Genomic DNA, 25,627 nt, shown 5'->3' on the forward strand with positions numbered 1-25,627 from the left:
AATGAATTGGCTCTGATCGCGATGAGGTTGTTCGGTTCAGTATTGGGGCCAATGCGTTTTAGATCAATCAATGGATTGTTATCTGTGCGATTGACCATGTGAGTGACAGTGTCACGCCGTCTTGTTGCGGACGGTGAGCCGCGGTGAGTTGAGCTTGATGAAAATCGGCAATAAGACGCGCAATATAGAGTCCTAAACCGAGATGAGGTTTATCGGCGCCGTGATGAGCGGGCCGAACACTCACCATAGAGTGAAAGAGCTGTGTGCGCATATCACTCGGAAGCAGTGGCCCGGTATTAGTGACGGTCATGGTCACTTTGTTAGCATGCACGCTAAGCGCAAGCGTAATGGGCGCCACACCGTCGTCAAATTCCACCGCGTTGGCGATCAATTTGTCGAGCAACTGCGCCAAATAATCGGGGACACCTTCAAGCGTGATGATCTGTTCAGGGAGCGTCAGCGCGAACGTCTTTTCTGGATACGCCAGTCGATACCCTTGCGTGCATCCATCTAGCAGTGCATTGAGGTTAACAGGCTCTTTATCGGCGTTGTCAAAGCTTTGTTCTAGACGCGTCGCTTCGGTCAAGGTGGATAAAATGCCCGCAAGGCGTTGAACCCCATCTTGAGCGCGATTGATATAAGTAAGCTGGTTGGGATCGGTTTGAGTGTACGCCATATTTTCAAGCGAAGAACGTACGACGGCAATGGGCGTGCGCAACTCATGGGACAGGCGCGAGGCCATTTTTTCTAGATACTGATTATAGCCAGCAATGCGTCCGACCATATCGGCAATGGTGCTTGACAGGCGACCAATCTCATCTTGGCTGTCTGTGGTAGTAATGGTGCCTGTGACGCGTCCTTGGCTATCAATGGCGTGATCCGCTTCATGTTGTAGTCGACGTAAACGTTTAGCAATGTGTGAGCCAAACAACAGCAGCAATAAAACGCCCGTGCAGATCACCGCGAGCATGACCGAGAAAAGCGTTTCGAGCGCGTCATTACGTAAACTGCGAATGCCATTGGTGGTTTCTTCAACAATCACCGCACCTGCGACGTCATTGTTGAGCCAAATGGGGTAGGCGGCGGAGAGAATCATGGCTTGGCCATCATCCGAACTGCGCCATCCTGCATAAGGGCGTCCTTGTAGTGCCTGTTGTGCTTGCACCCCTTTGTAAATTGAGGCTTGTTGCATCGCATCGATAAAATGATCAGGCGGTGTCACCAGCAAGCGATCGTACCAAGGGCGGAGCAGCGTATCGGTCAGCCAACCAATCAACCCGTGACGTGTTTGTGGCGCCGATGACGACTGCCAAACACCGTTTGAGGTTTGGATATCGCCATCTTTAGCAAGGACTCGGCTATGTTTATCTACGACCCAAACGCGCGACGCGTTATTATTCATACGCTCAATCAGGGTTTGAATCGCGGCAGAGGGCGTCATAAAACTGCCAAGTGACGCCGGTGTACGTGTGGAGGCGGTGCCAATAATGGCACGCAATGGGCGCTCGAAACTATCGTCCAGATCGTAGTAGGCCAGCCCGAGTTGTTGACCCACGCAGTCTGACGGGAGTTTGATCTCAACCTGATAGCCAGTGTCAGTCGTACGCCATTTGGCAGCAATGGGTAAAGGCTGCGGCGGCCCCTCTGTCTCATGTTGGTTAGATTTTTCAGGTAATCCACTGGCTAAATGTGTCACATGGGCATCGCGTGCGCGCGGATCTTGGCTGAGGGCCACGCGGTAAAACGCGCCTTGGGGAGATGTCAGCGCGACAATGAGGTGATCCTGACTGGTGAGATCGCTCTTATCTTGCGAAGGGGTCGGGGTGGCATCGACAATATCTAGCGCTACGTAGACGGCGTGGTCATTGCTCCCCGTCAGTACAGACAAAGATAACTGATCACTGTGATAGGGGCGTTGATTGAAAATGAGACCGTCACGCTGATAGTGGCGCTGATGGTGCTTATCACGTTGCCACTCGCTGAGATCACCATCCAGGGTAATGGGGTGGGTAAGCCGAAAAGCATGCAAATCTTTACCGGGTTCGAGGCGAGTTGGCGACTGACGATGAGTGAAAAGTGCGGGGCGATCGTTCATTCCCATTGCAAACGCGCGCGCTGTACCCATTAGCGTCTGCTCTTGGCCCTGACGTAAGACGCTTTCCATCTCCCAGACATATTGATAACCGAGGTAAGGCAAGAGCAATAAAAAGCTAGAAAGTATGACAATTTTAGTCCGGATCCCGGCCAAATAAGGCCATAAACCGTGAGTCAACCGACGCCACCTTGCCATTATGCTTGCGCCTCATCCCAGCGATAACCCATGCCATAGACCGTTCGAATACAATCAAACTGGCTATCAATGACCATGAACTTTTTCCGAATCCGCTTGATGTGCGAGGTAATGGTACTGTCATCCACAACCGCATGCGCTTCATCCATTAAGGCTTGTCGGCTCTTCACGTGTCCCGGCCGTTTGACCAAGGCGTGGACCATCCAAAACTCAGTCACCGTGAGGTCAATCAGTTGGTCAAGCCAGTAGACACGCATGCGATCAAGATCGAGATAGAGCGGTCCAGATTGTAAGCATTTGTCTTCGGTCGACGGTGTTTGTGCCAAAAGATCACTGCGGCGAAATAACGCAGCAATGCGTGCCATTAAATGCGGGAGCGACACATCTTTGGTTAAATAGTCATCCGCTCCCATCCGCAGGCCCACCACGGTATCGATATCACTGTCACGCGCGGTCAGAAAAATAATGGGCACAGTCGCCGATAGGGCGCGCAGTGCTTGGCATAGCGCAAAGCCGCCATCAATTTCATTGCCCAAACCAATATCAATAATGGCCAAATCAGGTAAACGTTGCTCAAAAGCCGTTTGTGCGCTGGGTCGGTCCTGATACGTGTGGACTTGATAGCCTTGGCGGCGAATAACATCGGCGTAGTTTTCCCGGATCGCCGCCTCGTCTTCCACAATCGCGATGTGTTTCATAAAAGCATCTTATTACTGGTGTTGTGGTGACTATACCCAAACTGAGCGCAGAGAAAACCCTCTTTCGGCCTGAAAAACCAATTGCCATATTTTTGCCATTATTGGTCGTCACATTGCCATTTTTATACCCGTAAATTGCCTGATCGGCTTGTTTTAATGTCCTTATCGCCAGCACGGCACAACAACCACTCTTTCGAGGACATTATGGATATCAAAAAAGCACTCACACATTCTGTATTCGCGGTTTCTATGTTTGTCGTAGCAACCCCACAAGGCATGGCCGCCACACACGTTGAACGAGACAAAAAGCCAGAATTGATCGGTATGGGCAGCGGCGCCATTGCGGGTGCGGTGGTCGCAGGGCCGGTCGGCGCAGTGGCTGGCGCCATCATAGGCACAGTGATGGGGCAAAATGCCAGTTTTGAAACCCTTGCGACGGAGCAGCAAGACACGATTGAAACCATGAATGCGAAAAATACGCAACTGAGCCTTGTCACGCAAAAATATAACGAGGCTCAGTTAGAGCTTGCCCGCCTGCGTGCAGAGCAACATTCTATTGAGGACATAGACTTAGCGATGAATATTCAGTTTCGAACCAGCTCGGCCGAGATTGAACCCCACTTTATGATTCAGCTGGATGAATTAGCGAATTTTATCCAACAAATGCCCGAGGCACAGTGGCAGTTAGCCGGTTACGCGGATCCGCGTGGACGTCAATCTTACAATCAAGATCTGTCTGAGCGCCGTGTACAGGCGGTAAGAGATTACTTGGTGTCAGTTGGGGTTAGCGCGGATCAGTTAGAGACGATTGCCTATGGCGACAGTCAGCCACTGGCCGATCAAGCCGGCAATGAAGACTTTTTCTTTGACCGTCGTGTCACCCTTTCACGCGTCAAAGGCGGCCAAGTGGCACAGGCACAATAGGCGTCGCTTTATCGCTTTGTCACTTTATCGATCTGGGGCTAGGTCGCGATGCAGCCGCCTAGCCTGTATCAAACGTTGCAGATTTATCTTCGGCAACTAAGGAAGACACCATGATTCGACAGGCAACCCTTCACGATATTGATGCTATTTGCGCCTTGTGTGTGCGCTGTCAGCCTAATCCACTTCCGTTGAGCCAAATGAAGAAAACGCTCACCGACTTGATTCACGCAGAAGATGCTAATGTATTGGTCATAGAACTATGTGGATTGGTGGCAGGCGTGGTGGCATTCAACCTGATTTTACAACTGGATAAATCCAACCATTTAGGGCGCATCAGCACCATTATGGTGGATGAGCACTTTCGGGATATGACCCTCGGCCGACAATTGCTCAGTGCCGCGGAGACCTATTTATTGGCAAGAGGGTGCGGTCACATTGAAGTGGTCCCGAGTTATCACAAAGCCGATGCCCAAAGCTTTTATCTGCACTGCGGTTTTCAACTCACGCCAGAGCGACTGATTAAAGCGTTAGCGGCGTAGTCACGCGCCAAAGGCTTTATCTTTGCCACTTTGCGGACTGGGGAGACTGGTTGGCCATTCGCCGGTCGCTTCCCACATTAACAAGGCTTGTTTAGCCGCGAGGCCGCCCCCGTAGCCAATTAATTGCCCTTGGCGGCCAATGATACGGTGGCAAGGAATGATGATAGAAATCGGGTTTTTGCTATTCGCGCCGCCCACCGCTTGGTTAGCTTTCGGATTGCCGATGGCATTGGAAATGGTCTGATAGCTGGCAGTGTGCCCATACGGAATGGTTTGCAAAGCGGCCCACACACGGCGTTGAAACGATGTGCCGTGCGGGGCAAGTGGCAAAGAAAATGCCTGCCGCTTCCCTGCAAAGTATTGATCCAGTTGGCAGCGTGCTTCATCCAGTATTGGGTCACCGTCGGGCGCGAGGCTTGTCGTTGAGGATGACGGTGTTCGGCGAGGCAAATACAGCCCCGTAAGTCCATTGGTATCCGCTTCTAGTGTTAGCATGCCTAATGGCGATGGATATCGGATAACTGGCATGACACATCCTTGTGGTCGATGATTACTTCTTATCTTGATTGCAATAGGCGCAGGCGGTTAAGAACGCATGTTCTTGAAACTGCTTTAAGCCCAATTCTTTTAGATTGACATCGATCGGGTGGCGTTTGAGTGTTTGCTTCATGATGTTATTGGGCAGCACTTCTGCTTCAACCCCATCGATAAGCTGCAAGACCGCTTCCATTTTAAAGCCCGCACTGCTTCCCGCGAACTTACCCTTAGTTTGACGCTCGCGGATCACAATCTTTTCTACCTGATAGTCTTCGACCAGCTTGCTCATGGTGCGGTGGAAATGTTGAATACTTTCTTGTGATTCGGGTGATGGCACATTGATTTTCTTTGCTCGACAATCAGGCACCGAAAAAAGGTCATTCTCGCTATCTAGCAATACCAGGTTGGCTTCGTTGCCTTTTAGATCAACCGCGCATACTCTCATTGTTTTCTCTCTATCGTTTATTTAGCTAAGCCACAGTCTTTGGTGAAACACAGCCTCTGGCCAAAACCCTCTGTCTGATCAAAACCCCGTCTCTGATCAAACCATGGCCTTTGACCAAAATGGTCACTGAGGCGGGGCAGTATACGCAAAAGCGCCTGCGACGTCACAGGATTAACGAAATGCGTCGACACAGATATCTAGCGCCCCTTCACTGGTAGCGCGTGCGATGCGAAGATCGTGGCGCTTATCCAAGTCGATATATTCCACCTCGCGAAAGTGATTGCTGCGCACAGAATAGAAGGTTTTCACGATCGGGCGCGTTATGTCATCAAGGTTCTCTTGCCACACTAAACCGGCGCGCCCGTCTGCAAGTTCAACTAATGACCCTATCGGATAAAAGCCAATACACTGAATAAAGGCGCGTAATAAGGTGGGATCCAAGTGAAAAGGCGTGAGGCCCATCATGATTTTAAACGCCTCAGAGGGAGACATAGCACGCTTGTAACAACGGTCGGCGGTGAGCGCATCATAGATATCGACAATGCCACTCATGCGGCCAATCGTGTGTATTTCTTCTCCTTGTAATCCGTTGGGGTAGCCGTTGCCATCAAGCTTTTCATGATGCATTAAACTGACATCACGTGCGATGGGTGATAGGTCGGGAATACTGTCCAATACTGGTTGAGAAAAGATTTGATGAAGCTTCATATGAGCGAATTCGTCAGCGGTTAGCTTTCCCGGTTTATTCAGTACTTCATCAGCGACCAGTACCTTTCCAATATCATGCACAAGCCCACCCACGGCTAACTCGTGTAATGTGTGGTGATCGAAGCCTAGGTGTTTACCAAAGTTAACCAGTAAAAACGCGACGTTAAGTGAATGCTCCATCAAGTAGGCACTTTTATCGCGAATGCCACTGATCCAGGCAACGGCGTGCTGTCGTTCGAAAATGTTATCAACAATACTGAGCCCTAAATCCGCGATCGGCGCCATATCGATGGGCTTATTGGCGTAGATGTCTTTTAATAAACGACACAGCTGTTGTTTCGAGGCATCGACTAACGCTCGCGCTTTGTCTATATCTGCGCCTGTCGCGGCATATTTACCCTTGCCTAAAGGGCCTTTGTAGTGGATTTCATCAAGGTTTAAAAGCTGGTCGGCATCAACCCAGACATGTTGTATGCCACTTTGGCGCAGCTTTTCGATCGTTTCAGGACGACGCACATAGCCAGGCTTTGCCATGCGTGTGCGAGCATGTTCAGTTTCGATTTGTTCAACATACATGCCAAGAGTGAGCTGTTGTATATCAATTTTTTGCAACATCGTAGATTGTCCTTGCTACATCATCATCCCGATATGAATGCCGGAAACAGTATTGCTCAAATAACGTACCAACGGTATTTAAATGCGGCGAAAATTAAGTTTTTGTGCGCGCAAAACCATCAGCCGTGTGATGTGCTATGTGTGATGATATACTCTCGCGCTTAATTTTTAAGTTACCTGAGTGTTTTATGCAAATCATTGCCACACATATTGATCAGCGGGTGCGACCACTAGAGAGTAAAACCGTGATTAAACGGGATGCTGCCCGCGCCATTGCCTTGCAGGGTGATGAGATCTTATTGATGTATACCGCACGTTATGATGATTACTCGTTGCCCGGTGGCGGGATTGACCAAGGTGAAACCCAAGAGCAAGGCATGATCCGCGAACTACAAGAAGAGACCGGCGCTCGAGGTATACGAGATATTGAACCGTTTGGCTGTTTTGAAGAATATCGCCCTTGGCATCGAGATGGTGCTGATGTGATGCACATGCTCTCGTACTGTTTTTATTGCCAAGTCGATCGTGAATTAGGAACCCCAACATTTGAGCATTACGAGTTGAATAATGGGATGCGCCCAGTGTGGGTGCGCTTGAATCATGCGATAGCGCACAACAAAGCAGTGATGGCTAACAGTGAGAAAGCCGGGCAGTCGTTGGTGCGTGAAACCATGTTGCTCGAAATGATCGCTCAGCAGCGTGATAGTACCCAGCAAGCCACGGCGTAATCGACAAGGAGTGCTTCATGGACAAAGCGCAACTGATTAAACTGGCCAACATGCCCATGCCGTTTGGCAAGTACGCAGGCCGTGTGTTGATTGACCTGCCTGAAGAGTACTTACTGTGGTTTCAAAACAAAGCCGAGTTTCCGAAAGGCGAGCTCGGTGAGCTGATGCAATTGTGCTTGGCATTAAAAGTTGAAGGCTTAGAAAGCGTGGTTCAGCCTTTGAAGCGGATGTAACCTGCAAAGATGAACGTCAATCAAAATGCTGCGTCGTTGACGCAATGGGCCTAGTCGCGACGAAAGTGACGCTCGATATGCCAACATTGCTTAACCGGCAATCACCCATTGGTGATCATTGTCCTTACCCGCAGTGAGTGCATAAAGAAGTTGTGCGCGGGCGTCGTCACTGGGGGCTATCAGATCATAAATACCGCTGATTGGTTGACCGTTTTCTTGGGTGTCGACCCGCATGGCGGCGGCGCAGGTTTCACCGTGTTGGGTGCCAATGCATAAAGAAACGCGAGCCTCGGCCACTTCTACGCCATCTTGAAGCGCTAATTGTGCGAAGTATGCCAACATGTTTGCATGATCTGATTCTGGCCACTGTTTGGCCTGAAGTTTGGCGTATTGGATCATGAGTGGATGGCTATCGACCCAGTAGATTGTTAATGGTTGAGTGGTCGGCGCGGCAGGCATGACTAAAGGTTCTGGCGGCTGGCTAGTGGCGAGATAGATATCATAACCGGCGAGGCTTTCTTGGGTGGGAAACTGTGCTTGTTTAACATGACAAGCCATCCAACGTTGCTTGATATCAAAATGGGAAATAATTGCCGGCGCGTTCATAAACACCCTTTTCATTGCCTACAAAGGAAACGTATCATAACTGAGTCGGCGTTCAGAACAAACTGCCCCTCGCCAATGCCCGCCAATATAGCCTGCTAGAGATCACAGCTTCAGTGTGAGTGATTTAAATATGAGCAGACGCCATGCGCTGAGTTGCGTAAAATAGGAAGTACAAATCCTATTTTTAGCGATAATTGAGTTCCTCTTTTATGTCAGGTCAGCGACTGCGCGCACAATTTTCCCGCCTTTATCACCACTTTAATGGTGAAGATACAGATACCGCCCTACAAGCGGTGGCCGATATTCTCGTGTGCACGCGACGCAATGCGCGCATGGTTTTGAGTAAGTTAGAGGAGCATGGTTGGTTAACATGGCAACCCTCTGTTGGGCGAGGCAAGTTGTCACGTTTAACCTTCTTACGCAGCGAATCGGCATTGCGCGAAGAGCAGGCGGCACAATGGCTGACACAAGGTAAAATCGATCACGCCTTGGCCTGTTTAGATCATGATGCCACCAAATTGGTTACCTTGATTCAAAAGCAAATGGGACCGAGTACGCAAAATGGTCGTCAAATTGTGCGTTTACCTTATTATCGTCAATTAGAAGAGCTTGACCCACGTGGACCACTGCGCCGTTCAGAGCAGCACTTAGTAGGGCAGATATTCAACGGCTTAGTGCGTTATCGGGGCAATGATCGCATTGTCGCCTCCGATTTAGCACATCATTGGGATGCTCTATCCGCAACTCAGTGGCGTTTTTATCTACGGCCGGGCGTACGATTTCATGACGGACGTTTGATGACAGAGCATGATGTGATTAGCAGTCTGTCTCAACTCGCCACACGGCGGTTTTTCGCCCATATAGCCAGTGTGACATCACCAGGGCCGAGAATGATTGATATCAACCTCTCTTGCCCGGATCCGCTTTTTGATCATGCGCTCACGCTCCCAGAAGCCTTAATTCTTCCGGCCGATGGTGCGAACGACAAGCAGTTTGCTTATCAACCTATTGGCACTGGCCCGTATCGTGTAGCTGAGCGGCAAGCGCATCGTTTGGTGCTTGAAGCCTTTGATGATTACTTTGGTTATCGCGCGCTAACGGATCAGATCCAGATTATGGTCTTTGACGAAGCGGCGATGTGTTATCTCACGCCAAGCACCACGCTGACCCCCGAGCGACTCGCGAGTCATCAGACAACCTTAAGTCAAAAACTTGAAATGGATCAGGGCGCCGGATATTTATTGCTTAATTGTCGCGATGGGCTCGCCAAACAGCCAGCATGGCGAGAATATTTGCACGCTAAGTTGTCATCGTTGCAACTGCTACCACGCTTAGCAGCAAACGGCATGGGTGAGTATCGATTATTCAATGCGTACGGATTAATGCCAGGCTGGATGCATCATATACAAGCCGATCAGCAGCGAGTCGCGCCGGGCCCGACGTCTTTGACGGTAGCGTATCTATCAGATCACCCTTTGTATCCGTTAATTGCTCAAGCAATGACGACCCATTTGGCGGAAGAGGGCATCACGGTGAACACGTTAGCGCTATCTCCGGCGGAATATTTTAGTGGTCGTTACAGTCGCAAAATTGATATTTGGTTGGGCGCGATGAGCTTCGGTGAGCGCGGACAGGTTGGGTTATTCAACTGGCTTGGTACGCATGATTTGGTGTTACATGCCTGTACGGATGCGCTTGTTACTAAGATAGAGACGGAAACACGACGTTGGCGTGAAACACAAGATGATCATTGTGCTGAAACCTTGGCGCGTTGCCTGGTTGAACACCAGATGATCCCGTTATTCCATATTTGGATGGGAGTCATGGCGACGCCAGATTTACAAGATGTCGCGTCTAATGCCGTCGGGTGGTTTGACTTTAAATCGATATGGCACAAGCCCGGTTAAACCGTCGTGTACTCTTCGAGGCCAAGTGAAAAAGTCGCTGTCATGAGCAAGTATTTGTGCAGTGGTAGGCTGTCTTTTATCCGAAATAGAGGATGAAAGATACGATAGCGTCCTTCGGTTAATCCGAGGGGAGAAATGGCATCTGAGAGGCTAGTGGTTGCAGATACGAGGCGAATACCTTGCGCTCGATAGGCATCGGCATGAATGGGCTGGTGGCCTAACCACCATGAGGGAACGGCTTTACTCGCGTTCGTCCGGTCAATCCAGTGATCGCTCACAATGATCACGCGTCCAGGCTCAGAAGGGTCAGTGATACCGTTGTTGAGTAGCCAAGCTACATCACGAACTAACGCGTCTCGACAGGCATTATTGCCACTGAGTAAGCGGTGCGCAAGGATATAAATCGCGCTGTCATCTAACTGGAGTTTGTACACGGTCTGGCTATGAGGGCGAGTGTCGTCGAGAAGATGAAACTGTGCCGGTCTATCATGCGCTTCAAGCACACGCATCAGACGACGCGCTAACGCTTTACCCATATGCGTATCGCGCATGCCTCGATTGTGGACTGTCGGATAGTGATGCTCGCACAGCTTGACACAATCTTGCTGAAAGTGGCGCAGTGCCAGCGAGACCAGATCATCTAACAAAAACGTGTTACTCCTACCAAAAACATCGATACAGCATTGATGGCTACATCGCCCTGATTAAAGTATGTAGTATATCACTTAAATCGCCCAATAAATCAGAGAGAAACGCTACGTTGTGCGCACTTTCTCATCGTGCCGTTATCATCTAACCTATCTTTTTACATTACTTGGTGGGTTTATCGGCCGACATGCCGGCCGCTGAAGCATAGAAATGACAGATATTTACTTTTTGTTGCGACGGTGTAGCCAGCCATAGAGTGAGGAGAAAAAGACGAGAGTGAATATGACGAAGTGGCTGGGGCGCGCGTTTATTACTGGTCGACCCCGACAGATGCGGGCGCTAATGACTCAGTTCTCGATACAGATAGGACTGTTGCTGTGGGTACTCTATGTGCCCAGCGGGCAGGCGACAAGTTATCTGTTACCCAAAGATGGAAGTCGGTTGGTTGGATACCCTGAAACACATCACGTTGAAAAGGGCGAATACCTTGAAGCCATTGCCAAACAGTATAATGTAGGTTTTTTGGCACTACTGGCATTGAACCCGGGTGTGGACCCTTACTTACCCGAGCCTGGCAGATTGGTGCGCTTGCCTCGGCAATATCTGTTGCCGAAACCGCCCCATGAAGGGATTGTAATCAACTTAGCTGAGCTCCGCCTTTACTACTTTCCCGCGCAGAGTGCTGCAGTTACAAAAGCGGGAGAAAGCGTATCCTCGGCGGATAAAAACACGCGTCGGCGCGTCCATATTTTTCCGATTGGCATTGGACGGATAGGGCGAGATACACCCAAGATGGATACCTTCATTAGCCAAAAGCGGCAAAATCCGACGTGGACTCCGCCTCAAAGTATAAGAGACGAGTATCGACAAACGCGTGGGGTTAGCTTACCCGATGTGGTACCGGCTGGGCCTGATAATCCCCTAGGTAAACATGCGTTACGCTTGGGATATGGGCATGGTGAGTATTTAATCCACGGGACCAATAAATCGTTTGGGATTGGCTTACGAGTGAGTGCCGGTTGTATTCGCTTGCGACCTGATGACATTGCTTGGTTATTCGATGCAGTGGATGTCCGTACGCCTGTGCGTATTATTGATACTCCGACCAAAGTGAGCCTTGAGCCTGATGGGCGTGTGATGGTTGAGGCGCATCGCCCGCTATCTACAACGCCTGATGAAGCACATAAACGCATCACTCGAACACCGGATCCCGACGTTTTATCTCTATTTGAGCACTTTGGTCTGTCGACACAGCGTTACCGAGCGGCTTTAGCCGTACAAGAGGGTGCGCCGATTGAGGTGGCTTCTCTCACGTCAGCACAACAGGAAATCTGGCGACAGATAGAACAACAATCAACGTCTCAAGCAGATACGTTTGTCCCGTCAGTTAATCGCCCGGGAGTCAAAAAATAACAAACGGCGCAGCGTGCGCCGTTTATTAAGATAGCTTACCGATTTAGCGTCTATTTATTTCAACGATGAGTAAGCGTTGTTAAAAGCTTATTTTGTGTATGACTGCGCCATATTATCAATGCGCTTATTCGCACGTTTGGCTTCATCATAGGCCATGCCTGATGTGTTTTTCGTCTCACTAACGTCATTTTTCATCATTGAAACGTCATTGGAGAGCGCGTCGACCTTTGCTGATAAATCATTGACGCTTTGTTGTAATGCGGTGGTATTGGTACAGCCCATCAATAAAACACTTGATACGACCGCAGCTAGAGCCATTGGACGGATTTTCATAGATAACCTCGACTGTTGTTTAAAATCGTCATAACGTTAGGAGTATCACGCTTAGACGTGACCACACCTAACCTTAGACGCTAACAAGAGATTTTGCTTGCCAACCCTTCACTTAGCTATCATACCTTGACGCAGTTAACACGAGATGACCGCTTTCGCCTTTTTTGGCTGTTTTTTGTACAATCTTGCGGCCGCCGTTACTGCCTCTTATTCGCTACCGCTGTGATGTTTCATGCCAGCCATGACGGTTTTTACCGGAATTTGCTTGGTTAGCGTGTGGCCATCAGCGGTGGTTAATGTCAGTGAAATATGTTCCCCAACCTCTAAAGGTTTTACCAAGTCAAAGAGCATCACATGCAAGCCCCCCGGCTTTAGAATAACTTGCTCGCCCTTCGGCACTAAAATTTGCGCGATTTGACGCATTTCCATCATGCCATCCACCATGGCGTGTTCATGCAGTTCAACCCGTTTGGCGGCTGGTGTGCTGGCGCTCACCACTCGTTTTAGCACCTTACTTTGGTTATCCAACACCATAAAGGCCGCACTGTTGGGCGCACCAGGAGCACTCACGCGCGCATAAGCATCATGAAGAAAAAATTCGCCATGCGCATGCGCTAGGGGAGCCAGTATAAAAGCAATAGCGGCAATAAAAGGCTTGAGAAATTTCATTGTTATTCCTTATTGTTATCAGTTACCCGTTGAACGGCGGCGACCAGCATGTCGGGGTTTAAGGTGTGTGGGATTTTTTCCAAAAGCTCGCCATCAGGCGAGAGAAAGTAGAAAAAAGAGCTATGGTCAACGGCGTAGTCCATGGCAGAGTCTTCCAGCTCGGTAATGCGATACAACACACCATAGCGTTTCGCAAGTTGATCAATTTGCGCCTTGGAGCCGCTGACGCCTGTGATTAGAGGATGGAAAAAATGCGCGTACTCGGCGGCTTTTTCGCTGGTATCACGCTTTGGATCCAAAGTGATAAACACAGGCGACACCGTCTTTTGCGTCGACTCTGGCAGCGACTTTAACGCCGCCGACAGCACCGCTAGAGACGTAGGACAAACATCGGGACAATGGGTATAGCCGAAGTAAACAATCCGTGGCCGCGGGTCATCAACATTATACAGATCGAAAGGTTGCCCATCGGACTGCAGCGCACCAGCTTGTGCTTGTTGTTGTGTCTGTTGATAGTTGTCATAGAGGGCGCGTGCGCCTAAGCCAACACAAACGGCAATAATGGCGACCAACCAAGCTTTTTTACTCATCATCGCTCCATGCGTACTTTTATGGGGAAATGGTTTTTTGCTTCGTTACCAAGCGTAATCGAGCCTGCCCATGTCATGCTATCTTCTGTGCAGACGGGCAACATTAATTCTCCTTGGTAGGTTTGCTCATCGGTTTTTTTGAGCGCAAGCCGGTACTCACCCATGTTCATCTCCACGCCTTTGAGCTTGACCAGTAAGGTATCTCGCTCGAGTGGTTCGGGGCTGATGACCGTCAGTCTATTTGCATTCATAGGGCGCACCGTCGGCTCAGCGAGTGATGCTTGGTAGCCTTTATACTGGCAAGTCTGCTGATTGAGCACGCACGCATCTGTTAGCACGGATGAGTGTGTTGATGCGGATGCCGGGCTGTTTTCACTTTCAACAAAAGTGGTTAGCCAAGTTGGCGTAAAAACGCAAGCGCCACCAGCATAATGATACTGGCGGGGATCAATAAACGGCGACTCACGGGCATGCGTGAGGATGAAACATTCATGGTTTAGTCCTGTTTAGGCGAGAAGCGCTCCAACAGCAATACCAGCACAAAGCCCGTAATCATGGCAATCACCGCGAGGCCAACTTGTGCCGGATGTCCCACGATTGCCTCGTACACGCCCGGTAGAAGGTTATCTTGCATCAAAGGGACTTGTTCACCCGATGAGTTAGTCCGCCAGGTAAGAGTATGTTTCCAAGGCCAAATTTTACCCAATGTGCCTAACATTAAACCGGTAAGGAAGGCGAGTGTTACTGCATAAAAACGCTCTAATAACCAGGACAGTAAATGAGAAAAACTCAATAAGCCGACGATGGCCCCCAAGGCGAGTAAGCCGAGCATATCCCATTGGCCTTGATGTACCGCGTCTAGAATCGGGCTATACATGCCGAGCAGTAACAGTATAAAGCTGCCCGAGATCCCCGGTAGAATCATGGCGCATATGGCAATGGCGCCGGATAAAAAGACGGTGAGAGGGCTGGCTGTCAATTGCAACGGATTAGCGACGGTGATCCAATACGCAAAGCCGATACCGATAAGCGCGGCGAGTACCGTTCTTAGCGTGATTTTAGGGGCGGGGAGCTGTTTGGCGATATGCAGTGCTGACGCAATGATAAGACCAAAGAAAAACGACCACAGAGGGATGGGATGGTTGGCCAGCATCCAACTAATGCCCTTCGCTAAACCTGCGATACTGCTTAAAATTCCGGCTAATAACACACACAAAAAGGTGCCGTTGATGTGTTGCCATACGGCCTTAAAGCCTTTGCGCCGCCAGAGCGAGAACAAGCTCGGGGTAATACGCCGAATACTTTCCAGCAATAGTGTATAGATGCCAGTAATAAACGCGATGGTGCCGCCAGATACGCCAGGAACGACGTCAGCGGCGCCCATTGCTATCCCTTTCAGATAGGTTGAGACCAGATTTTTGACCATAATGCCATTCATCGATAAAAAGCTAAGGGCTGCATTATACCGAGATGAATCGTCAGTGATAGGCCTGCTTATACTAGGACGACTAGTCGTCTTCGCCATTTAAATTTTGAAGAGCATCAGCTAGTGCCCTCACGCGTTCATTCGTTTGATCGACAAGGCGACGAATTTCGGCTGCAGACTCTCCAGAGCGTTGTGCCAATTGTCGTACTTCATCGGCGACCACGGCAAAACCTCGGCCCGACTCACCGGCCCGAGCTGCTTCAATAGCCGCGTTGAGCGCAAGTAAGTTTGTCTGTTCGGCGATGCCGTTTATTACACCAATAATTTGTTGTATTTCGCTGCTAGATGCTTCGACTTTTGTCATTTCCTTCTCCGTTACATCAACAGCTTGGGCTCTATTGGTCACATCAATACCGTAGGAGACGAGGTAAACAGGGTTCCCTTCGGAGTCAAAAATGGGGGCGACGACAGTATCGAAACGGCGTTCGCTTCCGTCTGCAGCTGTAAACGGCAGTACTTCTTTTATTTGTTTACCCGAGAGCACATCGCTAAATGTCGATTCTCCGAGCTTATTCTTGAGGTTGTTGCTTAGAATTTCTGAGTTCGACGATGTTTCTGCGCGTAAGTGGTCAAGCATGTACGAATTAAACGAATCAGGTGTACCGTCAAGATTCCACTGCATAATGCCGTTGCTGACACTGATCGCATCAAATCGACGTTCTGCCTCAAGTGATCGTTGTTTCGCTTCGGTGATATCAGCTTGAATAGAAATAAAGCTAGATAACTGTCCGTTATCATCAAAAATTGGATTGATAGAGACAGATATCCAATAGGCATCACCGTGTTTGTTATAATTAAGGAGCTCGTCGTAAAAGGGTTCGCGATTTTTTAGTTTTTGTGAGATTTTCGCGACTGTTTCGGTGTTAGTTCCTGGCCCTTGAAGCATAGTGCCTGGTTTTTTGCCGCGCATTTCCGACATTGTATAACCTGTGAGTTTTTCAAACCCTTGGTTAACATAACGGGTATAGCCGTCAGCATCGGTAATAATGACTGAGTTATCTGTCTCATCTGCTACCATCGATAGCATTTTGAATTCTTCCCGACGCTCAACTTCCTCTGTGACGTCTTTGACAAACGCGGTGTACTGAATCTCGTCATCAAGTTCTATTTTAGATATTGAGAAACTTCCCCAACGGTTTTCACCATTTTTACGTACGAAAGGGACTTCGCGGGTGGAGCCCACAATTTTGTTGATACCGGTTCTTCGGTTTCGATTGACTAATTCATCATGCTCATGACGGTGTTGTTCAGGTACCAACATTTTTACGTTATGGCCTAGCATTTCGTCCCGAGAGTATCCCCACATTTGCTCAGCAGATTTATTAGCAAAGGTGATGCAGTTACGGCCATCGATAGTCACGACTGCATCTAGAGCTTGCTCGAGGGTTTGATTAACAATCTCTTGAGCTTGTTTTTGTGCAGAGATATCGTGAACAAATGCGGTGTAAGTAGATTTTCCAGCATGTTTAATATGGTTTAACGAGATGTTCACCCATACACGAGTTCTATCTTTTCTTTCTAACTGTACATCGCGAGATGTTCCGACGATGCGATTTTCTTGGGTCGTACGGTGATGATTAATGAACCCGTCATGACTGCCCCGAATTTCTTCTGGAACCAGCATTTTGACGTTGTGACCTAATACTTCATTGCGTTGATAACCCCACAGCGATTCAGCAGCATCGTTGAAATAGATAACGTTATTTTTTTCGTCGATGGTCACGATAGCGTGTATCGACTGATCCAGTGTTTTTTTGTAACGTCCATCAACGACTAAGTCCTTAAACATTGGCTTGTCCTTTATTGATCATTAACACTCGTGTACTTGTGAGTGGCTGGTGGTGTCAATTTCGTGATGTGTATTCCAACTCGTAAGAAATACCGTACCACATCCGGTACTCTGATGTTGAGTAGACCGATCAACTTTAGGGTTAATATCAACACAAAAAACGATGGGTATTTAAGGCCAAAGTGAGCGCATGAGTGTTCGATTTTCAACCATTGCCGGAATGCCTGCAGCGGGGAGCTAGAAAGGATAATTCATCAGGTTGACCTTTAATGTGTTGTAGGGAGGCCAAGCTTACTGAGAAGTGAATTGCACCAACTGTGATCGCGTTATAACTCAGTACATCGATGAGAAAATTTTTCTATAATTCAATAATTTATCACAAAGCATAGGCTGAGGCGGAATAATAACTACGCCCCCAGAAATCTCTGAGGGCGTAGTGGTGCGAGGTTAATTGCCCATCAGTTGCAAGAGGTTTTCGGCGGTGACGACCGCTTCTTTGCGATTGGCAATGTTGAGTTTTTGATAAAGGTTACGGATGTGGGTTTTAATGGTTGTCCCGGCGACATCTAGTTCATGAGCAATTTGCTCGTTACTGAATCCTGAATAAATCAAGCCAAGTACCTGCCACTCCCGCTGGGTCAATGAGCTGGTTCGTACTAACTCAGGAACGTTTGGATGCTTCACCAGTTTTTCGACAAAGGCTTCATCAAAGTGGGTTGAGCGAGAGCGTTGATGGCTGGCGATTTCTTTCAGTAACTGTTGTGCACGATGACGTTCTAACGCGCCAAGCGCTTGTTGTTCGATCAATGCATGCAACAGCGATGAGATAGCGTCACCCTCAATTAAAAAGTTACCCATCATACCCGTCTGATTAGTGAGTATAAGCGCTTCTTGAAGCTGCGTTTTCGCATACTCCGTTTCATGCTCTTTACTGGCGAGCACCGCTTCCACGATAAGATTTCGGTTCTTATCTGTCACGAGATTGGCTTGGTTCGCCTCGCGACGGAGAAAATCAATGGCTTGGCGAGCCTGATCATACTGACCTAGATGGAGGTGCGCCCGGGCGATATTACGCCATTGAAGCTGGCTAAAGTGATTACAGGCCGATGCGGGGCGAACGGCTTGATGGAGCCACTCCTCCGTATGAGGAAGTTCGTGTTTGGCTTGCCAATAGAGTAACAACGATAAAGACGCGTTAGCGGTCCAATCGACATGATAAACCGACTCACGTAATAGATGCTCAATATGCTCAATGTGCTTGGCAGCTTTGTCGAGTTCACCGCGGCTAACAGCGACGCGGGAGAGCATGGAATAACTGTGTAGATGTTTGCTCGGGGGCTGATTCTCTAGCACTTGGAGCCCCTTGTAGGCACAGGCTTCGGCTTCGTCTAAACGGTTCCAACACCAAAGAATTTGTGCGCGAAGACGTAAAGCAAATTCATGTAAAGGAACTTGGTGTAATTGCTGATCTTCAATGAGTTGATCGGCACTGTCGAGCAGCTCAAATGCCGCTTGCACATAGCCTTGTGCCAGAAGAATTTCACTTTGTTGTAAAATTGCCCAAAGTGCCTGGTGATACACTTGGTGCTGGCGAGCGAGTTTTTCCGTTTGTTGCATCATCGATAAGGCACGATCGAGCTCGCCGAGCACATGGTTCACCTCGCCAACGACAGATGTCGCGACAATACGGCCACGGTAATTGGCGCTATCTAGTTGCTCAAGTGCTTTTTCAGCCAGGCGCATGGCTCGCTCTGGGTCGTTGGCATTAATTGCCACCTGTGCAAGTAGCGCATTGGCATTGCCTTGATAATCAATGTCGAGCGGTATTTCGCGAGCTTGATAGGCTTTTTCTGCACTTGCTAATAGCTCACCCACTTCATGATAGCGATGCTGGCTTTGTGCAAGCCAAGCTCGAAGTAGGCTTAAACTCGGATACTGGTACAAGTACTCGTTATTTAGCTTGCTGATAGCCGCTTCGAGGGTCGATAGCTCCCCACGGTTAAACATCCGCCAACCATATTGATTCAGAATATCTGCCAACAGGGCATCATCCTCGCCATAACGTGCGTGGCGCAATGCTTGATGTGGCGATTCAAGCTTGAGCCAAGCTAAGGCCGCTTGCCGATGCAGTGTTTGTTGCTGCTGTGGGATCCGAGCCTGGCGCTCATGGGCAAGAAATTCAGCAAATAGATGGTGAAAACGGAACCAATTGTTGTCGCCTTCGAGTGGATAAATAAATAAACCGTAGCGGTTCAGAGACTCCAGCATCCCCAACGCGTCGCCGCGCTCCGTTAAGGCATAGACTAATTCATCGTTGAACATTTCTAATACCGACACTTTCATCAAAAACTGACGGGTTTCAGTATCAAGTAAATCAAACACTTCTTCCGCTAAATAGTCCCAAAGGTGGGCATGGTTAAAGCTGGCACACGAGGCCGCGCTTTGCATGAGCGTACGCTTTTGGTGCTGTGCTTGAATCGCAATCAGTTGCAATGCTGACGGCCAACCTTCAACGTAGGTACACAAGGCATTGGCGGTTGACTCATCGACCCCATCGGCCACGCGTTGATTAAAAAAGCGGGTGGTCTCTTCGTTATCAAAGGCGAGTAATTCGTTCCCGATTTCGATCATTAAGTCACGAACACGCAAGTTCGCGGTGCCCAATGGCGGGTTGGCTCGTGAAGTGACGACCAAAGTGAGGTTATCCGGCATGTGCTTGATGAAAAAACGCATGGCTTCATGGATTTCTTCGTTATCAATAAGCTGATAATCATCCAATACCAGATAGCTGGTGGCATGAAAATTCGCTAACTCGGCAAACACATCGGATAAAAGTGCACGAAGCGATGAGAATTGGCGCTTCTCAGCAAGCTTAATGGTGTTTGCGCAGCCTTCTTGCGTGGCTTGATGCAGGGCTTGTAACAAGTAGTTAATAAAGCGGAAGCTATCATTGTCACTGTCATCAATACTAAACCAGCCAACATGGGACTGATCAGCCAGCCATTGTGCGGCCATGGTTGTTTTGCCATAGCCGGCGGGGGAGCGGAACATCACTAATTTATAGTGAGGCGCTTGTTGTAGCATATCGAGCACCCGAGGGCGCAATATGGCGTTATAAAGCCGACCTGGTCGAGTAAGTTTTGATGGGATCCACATAACACACTGTCCTTAACCTCAAATACGGTGCCGGCCCCTCAGCGCGACACTGCTTTATCCTCCTTGGAGTCTATGCGACTCCTAGATCGCAAACTATGATCTCTCTCCACTCTTGTGTTGATTGCTCTAGAATGGTGCATCTACGCCCTATATTTGTGATTTATATCACAATAGTTTTTTGTTTTCGCTATCCTTTTAAATAGCTTTGTACATTTATGTGTCCTGGAAAATATAGAATTTGCGCTGGCGCACAAAAATAACAAAAGTGATTTCTTACTTTTCATGCTGCTTTTCGAATGCTTTTTGTCCCATAACGTGATGTTGATCACTGGCTTGTATGTGGATGCTAGGATTGATGAGAGGCGGCTCACTGTTGGTGTGTGACACAGCTCTCTACGCCCTGCTATCTCCTCCTTTCCGTCACTGTGAGTGGGAGGATGTTTGTTACTCTCGAGTTGGGCAGGATGAATAGCCATCAAGGTTTCATTCCATTATTGAGAGTTATGACATGACCCCAAAACAGCAACATGCCTTTGATAAAAGTGCGTTTAAAATCAGCATGGTCCAACACTTGACCCAGCTAGGTCACGCACCTGAAACCGCTCAACAACGCGATTGGTACCTTGCCTTAGGGCGTGCATTAGCTGAGCACACAACAGGCGACTTGGTGGCGACTGAAAACGATCAAGCGATCAAACAGGCCAAAAGCGTTAACTATTTATCTCTTGAATTTCTCATTGGCCGTTTGACGGGCAACAACCTGATTAGCATGGGTTTATACGATGTGATTGCTGAGGCCGTTGGTGAACTCGGTCTGGGTCTTACCGACTTATTAGAGCAAGAGCGTGACCCGTCACTCGGCAACGGTGGGCTTGGGCGTCTCGCCGCTTGCTTTATGGATTCACTCGCGGCACAGCAATATCCAGCAGTTGGCTATGGCTTACACTACGAGTATGGCCTTTTCCGCCAATCTTTCGATCAAGGGGCGCAGCAAGAAGCGCCTGATGCATGGCGTGAGCCAGAAGGCTACCCTTGGGAAGTCGTCCGTCCGGACCTGACTCAAACCATTGGTTTTTATGGCCATGTTGAGGTCGTTGAAGAAGCGGGGCATACCTATCGTCAATGGGTGCCTAGCTTGAAAATCCAGGCAATGCCTTGGGACTTACCCATTGTCGGTTACCAAAGTAACACCGTTTATCCATTGCGTTTGTGGGAAGGTCGAGCACTGACACCGTTCGCGCTTGATGCTTTTAATGCGGGCGAGTACACCCATGCGCAGCAAGCTGATATTGATGCGGGTAACCTGACTAAAGTCCTTTACCCCAACGATAATCATGATGCGGGCAAGACGCTGCGTTTAATGCAGCAGTACTTCCATAGCGCCGCCTCAGTGGGTGACATTCTTCGCCGTCACTTGGAAGCCGGACATGCGTTGGCGGCGTTGCCGGAGTATGAAACCATTCAGCTTAACGATACTCACCCAACGATCGCCATTCCTGAACTGATGCGTGTGTTGCTAGATGATTATCGCTTAGGTTGGGATGAAGCGTGGGCCATTGCTAGCCGCACCTTTGCTTACACGAACCACACGTTATTACCTGAAGCGCTTGAAACGTGGAGTGAATCGCTCATGGCAGAGCTTCTTCCTCGCCATATGGAGATCATTTTCGAGATCAACCATCGTTTCTTACAAGACGTGGAGCAAAAGTGGCCTGGTGATGTGCGCAAACAGCAAGTGTTATCCGTGATCGATGATCAAGGTGAGCGCATGGTACGCATGGCGAATCTGTGTGTGATTGGCTCTTATGCTGTCAACGGTGTCGCGGCCTTGCACTCACAGTTGGTTAAACGTGATTTATTCCCTGAGTTTGATGCGCTTTATCCAGGTCGCATTCAAAATGTGACAAACGGCATTACACCGCGTCGTTGGTTGAAGTTCTGTAATCCTGATTTATCAAACTTGATCAGTGAAAAAATTGGCGAGCAGTGGCCAGCACAGCTTGAGCAACTCGAGCAGGTTGCACAATATGCTGACGACGCTGATTTTCAGAAAACCTTCATGGCGGTCAAGAAGCGCAATAAACAGCGCCTTGCTGACTGGGTAAAATCCAACCTCGATATCACGCTTAACACCGATGCGATTTTCGATGTTCAGATCAAGCGTCTACACGAATATAAGCGTCAGCACTTGAATCTATTGCATGTGATTTCGCTCTATCAGCGCTTGCTTAACGAGCCAAACTTTGACATGGCGCCACGAGTGGTCTTTTTTGCTGCCAAAGCAGCCCCAGGTTATGAACTGGCAAAATCGATCATTTTCGCTATCAACAAGGTGGCCGAAACGATCAATAACGATCCACGCGTTGGCGATAAGCTTAAAGTGGTGTTTATTCCAGACTACCGCGTAAGCATGGCAGAAATTATCATTCCAGCCGCCGATGTGTCTGAGCAGATTTCTATGGCCGGTAAAGAAGCGTCGGGTACGGGTAATATGAAAATGGCCCTTAACGGTGCCTTGACCATTGGTACCATGGATGGCGCTAACGTCGAGATCCGTGAAGAAGTGGGTGACGATAATATCTATATCTTCGGCTTAGATGTTGATGGGGTCACCGAATTACGCCAAAAAGGCTATCAACCCGAAACAGCGTACCAAAATCAACCGCTTCTAAAAGCCGCTTTAGATAGCCTATTGGATGAAACCTTCACGCCAGGGCAGCCTGGATTGCTGCGCCCTGTCTTTGACAGCGTGATGACAAGTGGTGATCCGTACTTATGTTTGGCTGACTTTGCCGATTATGTCCGCGCACACAATGACATTGATCGTGATTATCGAGACATGTCGCAGTGGGCACGCAAAGCCATTCTTAACACCGCGCTGGTTGGTAAGTTTAGCTCTGACCGTTCCATCCGTGATTATGTTAATAATATTTGGCAGCTAAAAGCGATTAAACGCTAATTGCTAATTGCTAATTGCAATATAACGGGTTAACAACCTGATAGGTGGCAAGGGATTCGCCTTGCCACCTGATAATAATGACAACAATATTGCCCAATAAAAGAAGGGGGCAGACCCCTCGGAGAAAGCGATGAAAGAATCTGCATTAAAGACAGTCGCACACATGGCGAACCTTGCCGACCGTTATATCAGTGCTTGGGGCACAGAAGCGGCGGTGCCAGACAGTACCTTACATGATTTATTAACGTCACTTGGCTATGACACACGTCATGATGATGCGTTGTTGGCATCAGCGGAGAGAAAACATAAAATGGATGTGCTTGCCCCCGTACAGGTGGTGCAAGACAACGAACCGGTTGAAATTGCGCTTTACCTTGGCACCAGTGCCAGAGACAGTGATTTTAGTTGGCGTTTGGAAACCGAACAGGGCGAGTGCTTTGAAGGTTATCTTCAGTCACAAATTATTCGCGATGAACGCAGTGAGGGTGGCCCGCTCGTTTTTAGCTTACCGTGCGCTCTACCTTGGGGCTACCACCGTCTCTTTGTAAACCGAAAGCGCCGCAAATCTCCCTATCAGATGACGTTAATTATGGCGCCTTCTCAGTGCTATAAACAACCTGAACTGAATGCGCACAAAAAAATGTGGGGGCCGAGTATTCAGCTCTACACCTTACGCACTCCACATAATTGGGGCATCGGTGATTTTGGCGATCTCAAACAGTTGGTCAGTGAATTGGCGTCACGCGGGGCAGATTTTGTTGGTCTGAACCCGATTCATGCGCTTTTCCCTGCCAACCCTGAAGCCGCGAGTCCTTATAGTCCGTCATCGCGTCGCTGGCTTAATCTTTTGTATATCGATGTCAGCGCGGTGCGAGAGTTTTCATTGAGCGCCAAAGCGCAGCAACTGGTGGGCAGTGCCGCGTTTCAACGTCGATTACAGGCCGTACGTGATACCCATTGGGTCGATTATAGTGAAGTTGCCGCATTGAAGATGGCGGTATTGCCGTTACTGTTTGAGGAGTTTAAACAGCGGGAGTTGCTGCAACAGACGCATCGTGGCCGCGCTTTCTTAGACTTTATTGAGCAAGGTGGAGACAGCTTAAAACAGCAAGCGACCTTTGATGCATTGCATCAACACTTGCGCGCAGACGACGAGAATATGTGGGGCTGGCCGGTGTTCCCAGAAAAGTACCGTCGCTATGAGAATGCAGCGACGCAAGCTTTTATTGAACAGCACCATGATGACATCCAGCTGTATATGTATTTACAGTGGATTGCTCAAATCCAAATCGAAGAGGCACAAGCGATCGCCGAAGAACAAGGCATGGCGCTCGGTTTATATCGCGACTTGGCAGTGGGTGTTTCAGATGCGGGAAGTGAAACATGGTCAGATAACTCGCCACTCGTGCTTGACGCCAGTGTTGGCGCGCCACCCGATATGTTGGGGCCGCGAGGACAAAATTGGGGCTTACCACCGTTTGATCCACAAGCGCTGCAAGCTTCGGGTTATCATGCTTATATTGAACTGTTGCGTGCCAATATGCGTCACTGTGGTGCATTAAGGATTGACCATGTGCTAGGTCTGTTGCGTTTATGGTGGATCCCGAAAGGCAAAAATGCCAGCGAAGGCGCGTATTTATATTACCCAGTAAAAGACATGCTTGCTATTTTGGCACTTGAATCACACCGTCATCAATGCAGTGTGATTGGTGAAGATTTAGGCACGGTGCCTGACGAAATTGGTGCGTTGCTGAGCGATGCGGGTGTGCATTCTTATAAAGTGTTCTTCTTTGAAACGTCAGAAGAAGATGGTGGATTTATTTCACCGGCCCATTATACCGAGCAAGCGATGGCAACACTTTCCACTCATGATATGCCAACTATTCGGGGATTTTGGCATTGTGATGACTTAAAAATGGGTCAAGAGCTGGGCTTGTATCCGGACGAAGCACAGCTTCAGCAGTTGTTTGATGATCGCTTAAAAGCGAAACAAGGGATCTTAGACAGTGTTCGTTGGCATGGCATGTTGCCGGAAGGTGTAGGGGCAGATGCGCGTTATGTGCCGATGGATGGCTATTTGTGTCGCGCACTACAATTGCATGTCGCAGCCGGCCAATCTGCGCTGTTGAGTGTGCAGCTTGAAGATTGGTTAGAAATGGACAAGCCAGTTAATATCCCTGGTACGGTTGATGAGTATCCCAACTGGCGACGTAAACTCTCTGTGAACCTAGATACGTTGTTTAGCCGCGAAGAGTTAAATCAACTGGCGAAGGATCTTTCGCGGGTACGCTTACACGCGAGTCGTCTATCCGTTTGATCGCCTGATCACCACGCGACCACGCTCTATCCTTAGT

The 25,627-nt window shown here is 48.9% G+C and carries 22 protein-coding genes; 8 read left to right on the forward strand and 14 right to left on the reverse strand.

Features of this window, described 5'->3' with window-relative positions:
- Positions 1–67 precede the first annotated feature (67 nt).
- Together pdsS and pdsR are read right to left on the reverse strand one after the other, a co-directional pair.
- The gene (pdsS, locus tag HLG76_RS04610; RefSeq protein WP_254877626.1) at positions 68–2,272 is read right to left on the reverse strand and encodes a proteobacterial dedicated sortase system histidine kinase; all 2,205 of its coding nucleotides are present in this window, start codon (positions 2,270–2,272) and stop codon (positions 68–70) included.
- Between the two features lie 17 nt (positions 2,273–2,289).
- Positions 2,290–2,988 carry a proteobacterial dedicated sortase system response regulator gene (gene pdsR / locus HLG76_RS04615; protein WP_175993160.1) on the reverse strand — a complete coding sequence of 233 codons (699 nt, stop codon included), beginning with the start codon at positions 2,986–2,988 and terminating at the stop codon, positions 2,290–2,292.
- A 204-nt stretch (positions 2,989–3,192) separates the two neighbouring features.
- Between pdsR and pdsO the strand changes: the two genes are divergently transcribed.
- Positions 3,193–3,912, forward strand: a complete 720-nt coding sequence (pdsO, locus tag HLG76_RS04620; protein ID WP_175993161.1) for a sortase-associated OmpA-like protein PdsO — start codon at positions 3,193–3,195, stop codon at positions 3,910–3,912.
- Positions 3,913–4,022: 110 nt separating this feature from the next.
- Positions 4,023–4,451: a GNAT family N-acetyltransferase gene (locus HLG76_RS04625; protein WP_175993162.1), complete on the forward strand. Its 429-nt coding sequence runs from the start codon at positions 4,023–4,025 to the stop codon at positions 4,449–4,451.
- Here HLG76_RS04625 and HLG76_RS04630 read toward each other — a convergent pair whose 3' ends face one another.
- From HLG76_RS04630 to HLG76_RS04640, 3 genes are all read right to left on the reverse strand, one after another.
- Complete coding sequence (locus HLG76_RS04630) at positions 4,452–4,979, reverse strand: methylated-DNA--[protein]-cysteine S-methyltransferase (RefSeq protein WP_175993163.1); 528 nt, start codon at positions 4,977–4,979, stop codon at positions 4,452–4,454.
- Between the two features lie 22 nt (positions 4,980–5,001).
- Positions 5,002–5,433: a DUF3010 family protein gene (locus HLG76_RS04635; RefSeq protein ID WP_025740445.1), complete on the reverse strand. Its 432-nt coding sequence runs from the start codon at positions 5,431–5,433 to the stop codon at positions 5,002–5,004.
- 171 nt (positions 5,434–5,604) lie between these two features.
- The gene (locus tag HLG76_RS04640; protein ID WP_175993164.1) at positions 5,605–6,756 is read right to left on the reverse strand and encodes an HD-GYP domain-containing protein; all 1,152 of its coding nucleotides are present in this window, start codon (positions 6,754–6,756) and stop codon (positions 5,605–5,607) included.
- Positions 6,757–6,944: 188 nt separating this feature from the next.
- Here HLG76_RS04640 and HLG76_RS04645 point away from each other — a divergent pair, with 188 nt between their 5' ends.
- Together HLG76_RS04645 and HLG76_RS04650 are read left to right on the forward strand one after the other, a co-directional pair.
- Positions 6,945–7,484 (forward strand): NUDIX hydrolase, encoded by a 540-nt coding sequence (locus HLG76_RS04645; protein ID WP_175993165.1) that lies wholly within the window; start codon positions 6,945–6,947, stop codon positions 7,482–7,484.
- A 17-nt stretch (positions 7,485–7,501) separates the two neighbouring features.
- Complete coding sequence (locus tag HLG76_RS04650) at positions 7,502–7,717, forward strand: DUF3820 family protein (RefSeq protein ID WP_175993166.1); 216 nt, start codon at positions 7,502–7,504, stop codon at positions 7,715–7,717.
- 90 nt (positions 7,718–7,807) lie between these two features.
- On the opposite strand, the gene HLG76_RS04655 is transcribed toward HLG76_RS04650, so the two are convergent.
- A complete protein-coding gene (locus HLG76_RS04655; protein WP_175993167.1) occupies positions 7,808–8,323 on the reverse strand; it encodes a hypothetical protein in 516 nt (171 codons plus the stop codon).
- 209 nt (positions 8,324–8,532) lie between these two features.
- Here HLG76_RS04655 and HLG76_RS04660 point away from each other — a divergent pair, with 209 nt between their 5' ends.
- Entirely contained in the window at positions 8,533–10,230 is a 1,698-nt protein-coding gene (locus HLG76_RS04660; RefSeq protein WP_175993168.1) for an SgrR family transcriptional regulator, read from the forward strand.
- On the opposite strand, the gene HLG76_RS04665 is transcribed toward HLG76_RS04660, so the two are convergent.
- Positions 10,227–10,877: a hypothetical protein gene (locus HLG76_RS04665; RefSeq protein ID WP_175993169.1), complete on the reverse strand. Its 651-nt coding sequence runs from the start codon at positions 10,875–10,877 to the stop codon at positions 10,227–10,229. The genes HLG76_RS04660 and HLG76_RS04665 overlap by 4 nt on opposite strands.
- Positions 10,878–11,220: 343 nt before the next feature.
- On the opposite strand from HLG76_RS04665, the gene HLG76_RS04670 reads away from it, so the two are divergent.
- Positions 11,221–12,291 carry a L,D-transpeptidase family protein gene (locus HLG76_RS04670; protein WP_175993188.1) on the forward strand — a complete coding sequence of 357 codons (1,071 nt, stop codon included), beginning with the start codon at positions 11,221–11,223 and terminating at the stop codon, positions 12,289–12,291.
- Between the two features lie 87 nt (positions 12,292–12,378).
- Here the strand turns inward: HLG76_RS04670 and HLG76_RS04675 are convergent, their stop codons facing one another.
- The 7 genes from HLG76_RS04675 to malT form a co-directional block, all read right to left on the reverse strand.
- Positions 12,379–12,624: an Lpp/OprI family alanine-zipper lipoprotein gene (locus HLG76_RS04675; protein ID WP_021023886.1), complete on the reverse strand. Its 246-nt coding sequence runs from the start codon at positions 12,622–12,624 to the stop codon at positions 12,379–12,381.
- 207 nt (positions 12,625–12,831) lie between these two features.
- Positions 12,832–13,293 (reverse strand): copper chaperone PCu(A)C, encoded by a 462-nt coding sequence (locus HLG76_RS04680; protein WP_175993170.1) that lies wholly within the window; start codon positions 13,291–13,293, stop codon positions 12,832–12,834.
- A gap of 2 nt (positions 13,294–13,295) precedes the next feature.
- The gene (locus tag HLG76_RS04685) at positions 13,296–13,883 is read right to left on the reverse strand and encodes an SCO family protein (protein WP_254877627.1); all 588 of its coding nucleotides are present in this window, start codon (positions 13,881–13,883) and stop codon (positions 13,296–13,298) included.
- Complete coding sequence (locus HLG76_RS04690; protein WP_175993172.1) at positions 13,883–14,134, reverse strand: hypothetical protein; 252 nt, start codon at positions 14,132–14,134, stop codon at positions 13,883–13,885. The genes HLG76_RS04685 and HLG76_RS04690 overlap by 1 nt, the downstream gene beginning before the upstream one ends.
- Before the next feature lie 245 nt (positions 14,135–14,379).
- Positions 14,380–15,309 carry a DUF368 domain-containing protein gene (locus HLG76_RS04695; protein WP_175993173.1) on the reverse strand — a complete coding sequence of 310 codons (930 nt, stop codon included), beginning with the start codon at positions 15,307–15,309 and terminating at the stop codon, positions 14,380–14,382.
- 82 nt (positions 15,310–15,391) lie between these two features.
- Positions 15,392–17,158: a PAS domain S-box protein gene (locus HLG76_RS15100; protein ID WP_175993174.1), complete on the reverse strand. Its 1,767-nt coding sequence runs from the start codon at positions 17,156–17,158 to the stop codon at positions 15,392–15,394.
- Positions 17,159–17,605: 447 nt separating this feature from the next.
- Positions 17,606–20,314: an HTH-type transcriptional regulator MalT gene (gene malT / locus HLG76_RS04705; RefSeq protein WP_175993175.1), complete on the reverse strand. Its 2,709-nt coding sequence runs from the start codon at positions 20,312–20,314 to the stop codon at positions 17,606–17,608.
- Positions 20,315–20,822: 508 nt separating this feature from the next.
- Between malT and HLG76_RS04710 the strand changes: the two genes are divergently transcribed.
- Both HLG76_RS04710 and malQ read left to right on the forward strand, forming a co-directional pair.
- Complete coding sequence (locus HLG76_RS04710; protein ID WP_077461353.1) at positions 20,823–23,273, forward strand: glycogen/starch/alpha-glucan phosphorylase; 2,451 nt, start codon at positions 20,823–20,825, stop codon at positions 23,271–23,273.
- A gap of 130 nt (positions 23,274–23,403) precedes the next feature.
- Complete coding sequence (gene malQ, locus HLG76_RS04715; protein WP_175993176.1) at positions 23,404–25,590, forward strand: 4-alpha-glucanotransferase; 2,187 nt, start codon at positions 23,404–23,406, stop codon at positions 25,588–25,590.
- Positions 25,591–25,627: the final 37 nt, after the last annotated feature.

Source organism: Salinivibrio sp. EAGSL, from assembly GCF_013366455.1.
GTDB classification, from domain to species: domain Bacteria; phylum Pseudomonadota; class Gammaproteobacteria; order Enterobacterales; family Vibrionaceae; genus Salinivibrio; species Salinivibrio costicola.